Source organism: Dokdonia sp. Dokd-P16 (genome assembly GCF_003095655.1).
In the GTDB taxonomy this organism is placed as follows: Bacteria; Bacteroidota; Bacteroidia; order Flavobacteriales; family Flavobacteriaceae; genus Dokdonia.
In genome coordinates, this window is the sequence record NZ_CP029151.1 from 367,648 (window position 1) to 380,656 (window position 13,009).

Annotated in this window: 13 protein-coding genes; 5 read left to right on the forward strand and 8 right to left on the reverse strand. The window is 38.1% G+C overall.

Annotated elements, in window-relative coordinates:
* The first annotated feature begins 15 nt into the window (after positions 1-15).
* Together secA and DCS32_RS01615 are read left to right on the forward strand one after the other, a co-directional pair.
* The gene (gene secA, locus DCS32_RS01610; RefSeq protein ID WP_108876703.1) at positions 16-3,378 is read left to right on the forward strand and encodes a preprotein translocase subunit SecA; all 3,363 of its coding nucleotides are present in this window, start codon (positions 16-18) and stop codon (positions 3,376-3,378) included.
* 64 nt (positions 3,379-3,442) lie between these two features.
* Positions 3,443-4,261: a Cof-type HAD-IIB family hydrolase gene (locus tag DCS32_RS01615; protein ID WP_108876704.1), complete on the forward strand. Its 819-nt coding sequence runs from the start codon at positions 3,443-3,445 to the stop codon at positions 4,259-4,261.
* Here the strand turns inward: DCS32_RS01615 and DCS32_RS01620 are convergent.
* The 4 genes from DCS32_RS01620 to DCS32_RS01635 form a co-directional block, all read right to left on the reverse strand.
* Positions 4,236-4,916: a peptidoglycan DD-metalloendopeptidase family protein gene (locus DCS32_RS01620; protein ID WP_108876705.1), complete on the reverse strand. Its 681-nt coding sequence runs from the start codon at positions 4,914-4,916 to the stop codon at positions 4,236-4,238. The two genes, DCS32_RS01615 and DCS32_RS01620, sit on opposite strands and share 26 nt — an antisense overlap.
* Positions 4,917-5,006: 90 nt before the next feature.
* Entirely contained in the window at positions 5,007-6,719 is a 1,713-nt protein-coding gene (locus DCS32_RS01625) for a hypothetical protein (RefSeq protein ID WP_108876706.1), read from the reverse strand.
* A 1-nt stretch (position 6,720) separates the two neighbouring features.
* Positions 6,721-7,326, reverse strand: coding sequence for a hypothetical protein (locus tag DCS32_RS01630; RefSeq protein WP_108876707.1), 606 nt, complete (start codon positions 7,324-7,326; stop codon positions 6,721-6,723).
* Positions 7,310-7,855, reverse strand: coding sequence for an RNA polymerase sigma factor (locus tag DCS32_RS01635; protein ID WP_108876708.1), 546 nt, complete (start codon positions 7,853-7,855; stop codon positions 7,310-7,312). Before DCS32_RS01635 ends, DCS32_RS01630 begins: the two co-directional genes overlap by 17 nt.
* Positions 7,856-8,072: 217 nt before the next feature.
* Here DCS32_RS01635 and DCS32_RS01640 point away from each other — a divergent pair, with 217 nt between their 5' ends.
* Positions 8,073-8,606, forward strand: a complete 534-nt coding sequence (locus DCS32_RS01640) for a DUF2383 domain-containing protein (protein WP_108876709.1) — start codon at positions 8,073-8,075, stop codon at positions 8,604-8,606.
* A 71-nt stretch (positions 8,607-8,677) separates the two neighbouring features.
* Complete coding sequence (meaB, locus tag DCS32_RS01645; protein WP_108876710.1) at positions 8,678-9,724, forward strand: methylmalonyl Co-A mutase-associated GTPase MeaB; 1,047 nt, start codon at positions 8,678-8,680, stop codon at positions 9,722-9,724.
* Here the strand turns inward: meaB and DCS32_RS01650 are convergent.
* From DCS32_RS01650 to DCS32_RS01660, 3 genes are read right to left on the reverse strand one after another with little or no spacing between them, the layout of a single operon-like run.
* Positions 9,721-10,281 carry a phosphatase PAP2 family protein gene (locus tag DCS32_RS01650; RefSeq protein ID WP_108876711.1) on the reverse strand — a complete coding sequence of 187 codons (561 nt, stop codon included), beginning with the start codon at positions 10,279-10,281 and terminating at the stop codon, positions 9,721-9,723. The two genes, meaB and DCS32_RS01650, sit on opposite strands and share 4 nt — an antisense overlap.
* Before the next feature lie 3 nt (positions 10,282-10,284).
* Positions 10,285-10,518 (reverse strand): hypothetical protein, encoded by a 234-nt coding sequence (locus DCS32_RS01655; protein WP_013751518.1) that lies wholly within the window; start codon positions 10,516-10,518, stop codon positions 10,285-10,287.
* Between the two features lie 13 nt (positions 10,519-10,531).
* Positions 10,532-11,878 carry an MATE family efflux transporter gene (locus tag DCS32_RS01660; protein WP_108876712.1) on the reverse strand — a complete coding sequence of 449 codons (1,347 nt, stop codon included), beginning with the start codon at positions 11,876-11,878 and terminating at the stop codon, positions 10,532-10,534.
* A 104-nt stretch (positions 11,879-11,982) separates the two neighbouring features.
* Between DCS32_RS01660 and DCS32_RS01665 the strand changes: the two genes are divergently transcribed.
* Positions 11,983-12,378 (forward strand): hypothetical protein, encoded by a 396-nt coding sequence (locus DCS32_RS01665; protein ID WP_162533573.1) that lies wholly within the window; start codon positions 11,983-11,985, stop codon positions 12,376-12,378.
* 3 nt (positions 12,379-12,381) lie between these two features.
* Here the strand turns inward: DCS32_RS01665 and DCS32_RS01670 are convergent, their stop codons facing one another.
* Entirely contained in the window at positions 12,382-12,942 is a 561-nt protein-coding gene (locus tag DCS32_RS01670) for a DUF3575 domain-containing protein (protein ID WP_108876714.1), read from the reverse strand.
* Positions 12,943-13,009: the final 67 nt, after the last annotated feature.

The following is a 13,009-nucleotide window of genomic DNA, read 5'->3' on the forward strand; positions in this document are numbered from 1 at the left end:
AAACAACACCATATTATGGGATTTTTAGATAATGTATTAAAGATTTTTGTAGGCGATAAGTCTAAACAAGATGTAGGAGCAATTACTCCTATTGTAGCCGAAATCAAAGCCCACGAAGCCGCTTTAGAAAAATTATCTCTAGATAGCTTACGCGAAAAAACGAACGAATTCAAAAGAACGCTAGCCGCTGCGCTTAAGGAAAATACAGACGCTGCCGAAGCGCTAAAAATAAAAGCAGAAGCTACTGATGATATTGATGAGCGTGAAGACGTTTATGCTGCAATTGACAAGCTAAAAGATGAAGCTTACGAAATATCTGAAAAAACACTTACCGAAATACTACCTGAGGCATTTGCCGTTGTAAAAGAAACTGCAAAACGTTTTACAAACAATACTTCACTTGAAGTTACTGCATCAGAATATGACCGTCTTCTTAGTGCAACAAAAGATTATGTAACACTTGATGGTGATAAAGCAATCTGGGCAAACAGCTGGGATGCCGCTGGTAAAGAAGTAACATGGGATATGATTCACTATGACGTACAGCTCATAGGTGGTATCGCAATGCACCAAGGAAAAATTGCAGAGATGCAAACGGGAGAAGGTAAAACACTTGTTGCGACCTTACCGGTATATCTTAATGCACTTACTGGAAATGGTATACACTTAGTAACTGTAAATGATTACCTAGCAAAACGTGATAGCGCGTGGATGGCTCCTATATTCCAGTTCCACGGGATGACGATAGACTGTATCGATTATCACAGACCTAATAGTCCAGAACGTCGTGCCGCTTATGCTGCAGATATTACATATGGTACTAACAATGAATTTGGTTTTGATTACCTACGTGATAACATGTCACATAAACCAGAAGATCTTGTACAAAGACCTCCTAACTATGCGATTGTAGATGAGGTAGATTCTGTACTTGTAGATGATGCTCGTACACCACTTATTATCTCTGGACCTGTACCTAAGGGAGATGTGCATGAATTTAATGCGCTAAAACCACAGATTGAGAAAATTGTAAACATACAGCGACAAGAGCTTGTAAAAGTACTTCCAGAAGCAAAGAGATTAATTGCTGCAGGAGATACAAAAGAAGGAGGAATACAATTACTACGTGTTTTTAGAGGATTACCTAAAAACAAAGCACTTATTAAGTATTTAAGTGAGGAAGGAATACGTCAGTTATTACAAAAAACGGAGAACTTCTACATGCAAGATAACAATCGTGAGATGCCAAAAATAGACGAGGCACTTTACTTCACGATTGATGAAAAGAACAACCAGATTGAGCTTACTGATAAGGGTATTGAGACGCTATCTGGAAAAGAAAATCCTGATTTCTTCACGATGCCAGAAATTGGTCTGGAGATAGGAAAAATAGAAGCAAAAGGATTATCGCCAGAAGAAGAAGCTGCAGAGAAAGAAGAACTCTTTAAAGATTTTGGGATTAAGTCTGAGCGCATACACACCATGAACCAATTACTAAAGGCATATACGCTGTTTGAAAAAGACACGGAGTATGTAGTAATGGATAACAAGGTAATGATTGTAGATGAGCAAACGGGTCGTATTATGGACGGGCGTCGTTACAGTGATGGACTACACCAAGCGATTGAAGCAAAGGAAAATGTAAAAATTGAAGATGCTACGCAAACATTTGCAACGGTAACACTTCAAAACTACTTCCGTATGTACCGCAAATTATCTGGTATGACGGGTACAGCCGTAACAGAGGCTGGCGAACTTTGGGAAATCTACAAACTTGATGTTGTTGAGATTCCTACTAACCGCCCTATTGCTAGAAAAGATAAAGATGATTTAGTTTATAAAACTAAACGCGAGAAGTATAATGCAGTAATTGATGAAGTAACAGAGCTTTCTAAAGCTGGAAGACCTGTATTAATAGGTACGACTTCTGTTGAAATTTCAGAATTACTTGGAAAAATGCTTACACTACGTAAGATTCCTCACAATGTACTGAATGCGAAACTTCACAAAAGAGAAGCAGATATTGTTGCAGAGGCTGGTAATCCAGGTGTGGTAACTATTGCTACAAACATGGCAGGTCGTGGTACAGATATTAAATTATCTGACGAAGTAAAAAAGGCCGGTGGTCTTGCCATTATAGGTACAGAGCGTCACGACTCTCGTCGTGTAGACAGACAGTTACGTGGTCGTTCTGGACGTCAAGGAGATCCGGGAAGCTCACAGTTTTATGTATCTCTAGAAGATAACTTGATGCGTCTATTCGGGTCTGAGCGTATTGCAAAGATGATGGATAGAATGGGTCTTAAGGAAGGTGAAGTGATCCAACACGGAATGATTTCAAAATCTATTGAGCGTGCACAGAAAAAAGTAGAAGAAAACAACTTTGGAGTTCGTAAGAACCTTCTTGAGTATGATGATGTGATGAATATGCAACGTGAAGTGGTATACAAGCGTCGTCGTCATGCACTTTATGGAGAACGTTTACGAGTAGATCTCGCAAACATGATTTATGATACTTCTGAAGTTATTGTAGAGGCAAACAAGCAAGCACAAGATTATAAGAACTTTGAATTTGAGCTCATCCGTTATTTCTCAATGACGAGCCCAGTGAGTGAAAGTGAATTTGCAAGCAAATCTGCAAAGGACCTTACAGATATTATTTACAAAGCTTCCTTTGAGCACTACAGAGAGAAGATGACTAAAAATGCAGATCTTGCGTTCCCTATCATCAAGCGAGTATATGAAGATCCTGCTGCAAAATTTGAGCGTATTGTGGTTCCTTTTTCTGATGGAACTAAAGAACTACGTGTAGTAACAAATCTTAAAGAAGCTTACGAAACTGATGGTAAGCAACTAGTAACAGATTTTGAAAAGAATATTACTCTTGCCATTATAGATGACGCTTGGAAAGATCACCTTCGTAAGATGGATGAACTTAAGCAGAGTGTTCGTCTTGCTGTTCACGAGCAAAAAGATCCTCTATTAATTTATAAGTTTGAAGCTTTTGAGCTTTTCAAAACGATGATTGATAAAGTAAACAAGGATGTAATTTCTTTCTTATTTAAAGGAGAGATTCCTCAAGGCAACCAGCAGCAAGTAAGTGATGCTTCTCAAGTGCGTGAAACTCGTGAGCAAACGCAGACGCAAAAGGAAGAAATTCCTAATCTTGATGAGCGTTCTACAGAAGCTAGAGCAGCTGGAAACACACAGCCACAACAGCAGCAAGTAACAGAAACAATTGTAAGGTCTCAACCTAAAATAGGTCGTAACGACCGCGTTACTATTAAAAATGTAATGAATGGTGAGACTAAGGAAGTAAAGTTCAAACAAGCAGAACCACTACTAGCTAAAGGACAGTGGGTAATTGTACAAAACTAATTTCCACTTTTGATTATCCAACAACGGCGAACTTTCTAAGTTCGCCGTTTTAGTTTCTTACATTATGGAAAACACTATAAAAATACTCTGTTCAGATATAGACGGCACTTTATTAAATAAAGAACGCTGGTTAAGTGATGAGACTGTTTACGCTTTCGCGAAAGCGAGATTACCCCTTATTCTAGCATCCTCACGACCGCCACAAGCTATGCGCTACTTACAAAAAGGTCTAGGCAACTTAGGTGAGTCTTTAATAGCTTATAATGGAGGGCTTATTATAGGTAAGAATAACGCGATTATAGAAAGCAACACCTTCCCCACTGCGCTACTCGAGAACTTAGCAAGTCATCACGCTAAACATACTTACAACCTTAGTATTTATAGTCATGAGTACTGGTTTACAGATAATGAAGATGAGTGGAGCTTGCGAGAAATAAACAATACGCGTGCAACTCCAGTATACCAAACAGCCTTAGAAAGTCTTGATTTTTTAAACAACGAGCATCTTGGAATCCATAAGCTCATGTGCATGGGAAATCCAGCGGAGCTTGATGAAATTATAAAACTTCTAACGCCAACTTATGGAAATCTCGTACATTTTTACCGCTCTAAGGATACGTATCTCGAGATCACTCCAAAAAACATAGACAAAGCAACCGCTTTGAGAAAACTTCTAGTAGCTGAATATGGTTACGAGATGAGCGAAGTAATGGCTTTTGGCGATAATCATAATGACGACGAACTCATAAAAAATGTAGGATTAGGTATTGCCGTAGCAAATGCTACAGACACCTTAAAGTCACTAGCAGATTATGTGAGTCCTTTTACAAATAAAGAGCACGCCGTTGCACAAGCCATTAATAAATTTTTAATAGCAGATTAGGGTCTGGGCAGTTTTTCTTGTAAAAATCTAAGGTATTGTGGCTCCCTACGCCGGCATAATCACCTTCCTTGCCTTCCATGTCTATTACAATTTGAAAATGTAGGTGCGGCGCATAATCACCATTCACATCAGGATTTCCTAAGGTTGCTATAACCTCACCTCCTCCTACCTTTTGCCCTACTTCCTTACCTTCAAGAGAAGCAAGACTAAGATGACCATACAAGGTGTGAAAAGTATGTTCCCCTATCTTATGTTTTAAGATTATGGTTGGCCCATAATCACCAAAGTTCTCATTACGCTTAAAACTATGTATCTCACCCTCTAGAGGACTTAATACTGCTGTACCTTCATCACACCATAAGTCTATCCCTAGGTGGATATTACGTTTGTCTTTTGGGTCTGTAGCTTGAAAATAATCTGATCGATCATAAAGTGGTCGCTGCTCTAAATAGCCACCATAAGCAACTTTGGCATTATTCTTTGCAAGATACGCTTGTAAAAACACATGGTGCTCATGCGGACGTGTGAGCATATCAATATCCAAGTCCCTATTAGCTGTAGACAAGTCTAATGGAAAGTAATCCTCCTTTTTAAAAGTAGGGTTTATGATGGGTGTAAATTGCTGTGTGAGCGAACTAAAAAAATTGTTATTCATAGAGAGTCTATTACACTATAAAAGTACTTAATCTAGTGTGAACAGAAAAAGCAGCCATAGCTGCAAAGTAATTAATTATATAATCTTTATCTACTGTAGTACTACGTCACTATACTTTGCATTAATAGTGATCGTATTTGCACTACTGCGATATTTATGAAAACCATTTACCATCTCTGTAGATCCGTTTTTCATAGACTTTGTTTCCAATTGTTTCGGAATAAAAAAGTCGTTATGATCTCCGCTATAATTGAAGTTAAATGCAGATTGTGGTAATCTTAACGTGAGATCACTATTCTCTAAAAAGATAGTCAGCGACCCAAAGTTATCACTTACCTGTGGTATAGATAGCTTACCAAAAGAGCCAGATATCATCCCAGCTCCATTAATCCGATTTATATTTACATTACTAGAGTTTGAAGTCACCTTAATATTATTTGCGGTTGATATATTACATTCTTTCACGTGATTCACATTAAGAGTTCCCTCATTCCAGTTTACAACAGCCACAGGACTATAAGAAACATCGAAGGAGGTTTGCCCTCCATCGATGTTTGTTGCTACAAGGCTTCCGTGTGAGATTGTAGCTTTTGCATTATAAGCATCTACCATTCTCACTTTACCATAACGTACATTTAAGTCTAGCTCAGCCTTTTTAGGCATCTTGATGATAATTATACGTTTTACATTTTTATTTGGCTTTTTGGATCCATTACTTTCGGAGTCCCAATTAAGGCTAAAGTGGCTACTCTTGTTTCCCTTTTCGTCCTTAGTATGTTTTTCTTCCCATTCTCCTTCGTGATCTTCTGCCCAGCGCTCCATTTTCTTTCCAAAGTTTTCACCCCACTTTTCCATGTCTTTCCCAAAAGATTCTCCCCACTTCTCCATAGACTTACCAAAGTTCTCTCCAAAAGATTCTCCCCATGCTTCCATAGACTCACCAAAGTTTTCTCCCCAGTCTTCCATCTTTTTTCCAAAATCTTCTCCCCAAGCCTCTACATCATCTAGCCATTTATCCACCTCACGCACACTTACTCTTGTGTTGTACTTTCGGTTTAGCTTGTTTACATATGCTTGTTTGTCTTTTTCATACTCATCACTATCAAAGGTCATATTACCTCCGCTTTTAAAAGGCCATCTAGGTATCCCAGAGCGGTCTATAAGGCGTTCACTCCAATCCTCAGAGTTGCGCTCAAATTCCTTCTCCCACTTCTCCATTTTTTCTTCAAATTCTGGGCCATAACTTTTATCCACTTGCTTCTCCCATCTATCTAGATAAGCTCTTCCTTCTCTCTTGTATGCTTCATGGTCAAATTTCATCTTTCCCATTTCCTCATAAAATTCATCTGGTAATCGCTGTCCAGATATTCCTTCTAATAGAGGCCCCACAAGGCCATTCATTACTGGCTCCACTAGGCTAAGGGATTGACCTATAATTTCTCCAAGGTCTAAATCGAGATCGAGATTTAGATTACCTATATCATTTCTATCATACACCTTTGCATCGCTATAACCACCTTTACTGGTGATACGCACATTATTACTATTACCTGATACATTCAAGTCCCACGATCTTAAAGCATCGCTAGCATCTTTACCTTCTACATAAGCCTCTACAGACACTTCATTTTTATTCCATGTTTCAAAAACTACATCTGCATAGCGTGTATCTACTGTAATAGACACATCTTTATTTACTGAGAATCGCTCGTTTAGTTTTTCTTTTTTGCTTTGTGCAAATACACTTCCAGAAGCCACAAAAAGCAGCGTTAGGAAGGTCCAAAATATGTTTGACTGTTTCATTTTATACGGTTTGAATTGCTGCTTCTTGTTGAGCAGCGTTTTTCATTTCTTTCAATTTTGACTTGAGCTTTATCATAAGCTCTACTCGTAATTTGAGATTCTCTATCATCGCACTTACCATTTCGTCACTTACTCCACTTTCGGTAATCTCACGATTGAGGCTCTTATACTCTTCATCTAGATCAGACAGTTGCTTCATAAAAGCATCTATAAGTTCTTTGTTATCATCTGTGATTTCTAATCTCGCAATCTCAAGATTTACACTTGCGAGGTAATAATCCTCCACTCGTTTAAATTCTGGTGAGATGGCGCTTAGTAATACTTCTGGTTCTGCATTTTGTTTTTCTCTTGTCTCTACCTCTACTAGTTGTTGATCTCCCGCTTTCGCGAAAGCGTTATTATACACCATAAATACAATTCCACCAGCCACAATAAGTACTGCTGCAATTTTCATCCATAGATAGATACCTCCTTTTGCCGAAGTTTTTTGCTCCTTAATAGGTAAGCGTTCTTCAAGTAAATTCTCAAAGCGACGTGTATGTCCCTCGCGCAGTGATTGCTTACTGTCGCTATCATTCTTCATGAGCTCTCTAATATCCTGTGCCATAATTAAGCGTCTTTAATTGTTCTTGAAGTTTTTTCTTCCCGCGGTGCACCAGCGTTCTAGAAGCCACTTCTGTAATCTGTAATATTTCTGAAATTTCCTGATGATCATAACCCTCTATTAAGAATAGCATAAGAGGAAATTTATACTTTTCAGGAAGTTCGCTGATAACGTTTTTCACATGTTCTATGGTAACGTCATCTCCTACATCCCAACCCTCCTCATCATCTACCTTGCCCATTACTTCCTCATTAAGAGGGATAATCACTGCTTTTTTTGCCTTGATCATATCTAGACTTTTATTAATCACAATACGCTTAAGCCAGGCTCCAAAGGTGACTTCTCCAGTAAACTGGTGCAACTTTGCAAAGGCGTTAATGAACCCCTCATGCATCGCTTCCTCTGCTTCAAATGAATCTTTCAAAAACCTAAAGGCGACGTGGTACATACCATCACAATACTTATTGTACAGCTGCAGCTGTGCCTTGCGATCATTAGTTTTACATTTTTCTATGATTTCAGTAACTAGCAAAATGGTTGGTTGGTTTTGATGGTTGTGATTGCTATTCTCTTTAAAGACGATTCTATTTTCTCAATGTTGCAAAAGAGCTAAAAAAATACGACATTAACAGAAAATTAAGATACTTTGCATTTTTTGAATAAACTATTCTTAAATATATTGGTATTAACAGTAAGTTAGTACACGTACGTTTAATCCTGAATTATATTTGACATCAACAACTAGCCCTATGAAGCACCTTGACTTATCGTACGAAAAATTAAATGATTTACTAGATGAATGCTTTTGGGCAGAACGACGTTATTTTAATGCCGCAGAAGATATCCAGATTACAGAATATAAACGCTTTCTGAGTCATGAAAGCGTTAATAGAAATCGCTTTTGCCATAAAATAGTAGAGCGTATGTCACAAGAAGGAATTGAACCTAGTAGATTAGACATCGTTAAAGGAAATTCTAACCGTGACTGGATCGAAGTAAAAGCTGCACTAGAAAATAGCAAACCTAAATATCTTATAGGAGAATGCATGGTACAAGATGAAATTGTACTTAACTTACTTAAAGATATTATAGATGATGGATGGCTTCCTGTAAATATCCTAGAGGTACTCGTACCTATGGAATTCCAGATGAAGCAATCACACATTGACCTCTTGAAGCTTAAAAAGAAAATGAAAAAAAAGAAGCAAAAAGCAAAAGAGAAAAAGCTTAAGAATAAAAAATCAGGGGTTATAGATTTTAAAAGAATGAACGCCTCAAAATAACATAAACCACCAAATGGTGGTTTTTTTTTGATGTAGATGTTTGTAGAAAGTAGTAATTTGGTATTACCATTGTGAGCGATAAAAACACACCCATAAACAAGAGTATTAATCCTGCATTTTACAAAAAAAGTAAGAAGCAAGGCACTATTGATGTATCACAACTAGCCCAGCGATTAATTACTGGTAATATTACCGCATTATCACAAGGAATCACTTTAATAGAAAGCTCGATTCAAGAGCATCAAGTAAAAGCACAGCAACTTATAGAACTGTGTTTACCTCATGCCAATACATCTGTTAGGCTAGGAATCACAGGTGTTCCTGGTGTAGGTAAAAGTACATTTATAGAAAGCTTAGGAAACTATCTTACAGATCAAGGAAAAAAAGTAGCCGTACTTGCAGTAGACCCTACCAGCTCTGTTTCTCATGGAAGTATCTTAGGTGATAAAACGAGGATGTATGAGCTATCTCAAAACCCTAACGCCTTTATAAGACCTAGCGCTTCTGGAGATTCTCTAGGCGGCGTAGCTCGTAAAACTAGAGAGGCCATCATACTCTGCGAGGCTGCAGGCTTTGACACTATTATTATTGAAACTGTAGGTGTAGGACAAAGTGAGACCGTAGTACACTCTATGGTTGATTTCTTTCTATTACTAAAACTTGCCGGAGCAGGAGACGAATTACAAGGAATTAAACGCGGGATTATAGAAATGGCAGACACCATTGTAATTAATAAGGCAGATGGTGGTAATGAAAAGGCAGCACGGCTGGCTAGGTCAGCTTTTGCAAAAGCATTGCACCTTTTTCCACCTAAGTCTAGCAATTGGACTCCTAAAGTTATTACGTGTAGCGCCTTAGAACATTCAGGGATTTCAGATTCTTGGGACTTAGTTTCAGATTACTGTAATCATACGCAAGCCTCTGGATATTTTGCTAAGAAAAGAGCAGAGCAGAACAAGTTTTGGCTATTACAGACCATAGAGAATACTCTTAAGGATACATTTTATAATAACAAGGACGTGAAGTCAACACTTCCCGAAATTCTTGAAAAAGTTGCTCGTGGTGAGGTATCGCCATTTAAAGCGGCGAAGTCACTAATCGCAACAGCCGATTCTTAAGCCCACTTTGCTACAGCCCACTGTTGCAGTCTATAGATTCCAAAGCCTATTATTGCTCCTATTACCCAACCTGTAAGGACATCACCTGGATAATGAACACCTACATAAATACGGCTATAGCCTACCATCGCCGACCAAAAAAGCAGTAGAAAGATTAGATTTCTATGTGTTGATTTTAAGGCAAGACCTGCAAAAACAGCAACTGCCATACTATTTCCCGCATGTGCGGAATAATAACCATAACGACCACATCGCTCTGCTACATATCGTATAATTCCTTTAAAGTCTTCTACTCTACAAGGACGTGGTCTTTCAAAACCATGCTTAAAAGCATTTGCTAGTTGGTCTACACACGTAATGAGTAACGCAACCGCAACCACTGTTATCAAGGTTCCTTTTACACCAAATTTTTTATAAATAAAAAAAAGTAGTACGGCATATAAAGGAATCGAGCTAAGCTTATTTGTAACAATAAGCCAGAATTGATCCCACGCAGGCGATCCTAATCCGTTGAGGAAAAGGAAAAACTCTTGATCGTATTGGATAAGTTGGTCCACTGTTTATTGCTCTTTGTCAAATTTTTCCATCTCTGCGTCATACCACTCGGTAGCATCTTTGATGGCATTTTCTGTTTCTGAGGCTAGCTCATCTTCGTCTTGACGGTCAAACTCTTCAAACCATTCTATCTCATCTATCGTAAGATCTATAATAAACCTTGGGAACTCGGTATGTATCACAAAGATGTGATCTGAAAAATCTGAATTATCGCCTAAAAGGAACTTAGGTACTTTCATAAATATCGTATTATTACTGTTGGTCTATTAATTTCTTGCTAAGGTAATTAAATCTAAAGTACAACATCACTGCAGAGGCCGTAAGCCCTGCTAGCAAACCTACCCAGACACCTTGTACTCCCATCTGCTCATCTTTACCCATGTACCACATTATAGGAAATCCTACTATCCAGTACGCTATAAAGCAGATTACAGTGGGAATATTTACATCTTGCAATCCTCGTAATGCTCCTAGTATAGTTACTTGTACACCATCACTTAGCTGGAATAAGGCTGCTACAATTAATAATTGAGCTGCTAGAAAAATCACTTCTGGATTATCTAGATAAAATGGAGGAAGCCAATCTTTGAGAAGTATAAACCCTACTGCAAAAACCGCTTCAATCAAGAAACATAATATAAATATAGAGAATGCTATTCGACGCAGATTAGGAAAATCGGCTTTACCTTTTTGATTTCCCACGCGTATGGTTGCTGTTACTCCAAGTCCTACCGCAATCATAAACGTCATCGATGCAAGGTTAAGCGCAATTTGATTTGCTGCTTGTGCATTTGTTCCTAGTATACCAGATAAGAATATAGCTGCTGTAAAAACGCCTACTTCAAAAAGCATCTGTAATGCTGTTGGAAATCCTAATTTAAACAAGGTTTTAAACTCAGCAAGCTGGATGTGCTCCTTACTTCCCCAGTGAAAATAGGGTTTGAATTTACGCTTTCGCGAAAGCATAAAAATTAACAGTGCCACCATAAAGAAACGAGAAATTAATGTTCCCCAGGCTGCACCTTCTACTTCTAATCTTGGGAATACCCAGATTCCATAAATCAAAACATAGTTAAATACGACGTTGACCACGTTTGCTACAATGGTAGCATACATTGCATATTTGGTTTGAGATAAACCATCTGCAAACTGCTTGAAACCCTGAAATATCATGAGTGGAATCATAGACAATGCTACAATCTCAAGGTATGGAATTGCCAGTTCTACCACCTCTGGCGGCTGATCAAGCATGTATAACAAAGGCTTTGCGATTAATAGCGTGATAAATAATAACACACCATTTATAGTACACATAATCACACCATGATGAAAGTGCAATCGACCCTTTGCTATATCTCCCTTCCCGTCTGCTTCTGCTACGAGTGGTGTGATTGCAAATGAAAATCCGATACCTATTGAAAGCGCAATAAACACCAAGCTATTGCCTAGGCTCACTGCTGCAAGTTGTGCTGCACCCAGCTGTCCCACCATCAAATTATCTGCCAGCGCTACAAGAATATGACCCAGCTGTCCTAGCATAATAGGATATGCTATTTTAAGATTGATGCCAAATTCCTTTGTGTAGTCTGAGAATCTCATTACTTAGATTTATAACGCTTTCGCGAAAGCGCAAAAATACTTCATCCCATAGAAAAAGCGTCTAGATTTCAACCTATTTACTATCTTGAAGCTTGTAATTAATAATGGAACTGCCTATGATCACAAATCCCATCGAAATAGACCTTGCACTTAGAGCAATTATAAAGCGACACGAGAAAAATCTACAGTTTCGAAAAGACGACAGTAGCGGCTTAGAAGCTGCCGGCACCATACCTACTATGCAAGGAAAACAGAAGGTAGATGGTTTTTATTTTGCTAGCACCATACCAAAGCCTAAAGATTGCAGATTGTACTTCTTCCCTATTTATACAGATGTAGCTGCATTTACAGACATAGATCCTGATTTGAGAAAATGCTTGAAAGGAAAAAGCTGTTTTCACATCAAAAAAATGGACGCCTCGCTAGAAGCATCCATTAGTGATATGATAGATAAAGGTATTGCCGTTTATCAAGAAAAGGGACTGCTGACATCCACTTAAGAGTTAGAATAAAACGTATTGCAGCTTAAATTCTAATAATGGATAAACAGTGGCATCCTCATCTGTAAATAAATATCCTAGTCCGAATTCGCATTCGTAATTTAAGTTTCTTGTGATGTTTCTGCGTAGACCATATTTTGCTCCTACAAGATAAGTAGTCAGATATCTTACATTACGCTCTTCTGTTGCCACGGTGAAATCAGGAATTACTTGAAACTCTGCAGCCCAAAAGTTTCCTGCGTTCTGGGTGAGCTTTTTTCCTTTTTCAAAGCGGCGTTCTCTGTTATAATAATAACGAGCACCTACAGATAGATTACCTGCAAAGGTTAAATCAACATCTTGATTACTGCCACCACTAACTCCTACAAGTTGATAAGAGGCATTGAAATGGGTAGTAAATTTATTACCAAGAACGCGCTCATAAGTTAATCCTGCACCAATAATATTGAAATTTGCGCTAAATAAATTTTCTAGTGGAGCAACCGTATCTTCTTGAGAATATACCGTGAGCGAACAGAACAACAATGTGATTGAGAGGTACGTGAGTTTCAAATTTCTTTTCATTTTAAGATTGATTGATGAATTAATTCTTAAAAGTATTTAAAACATTGGAGATAAATCAATTATCTAC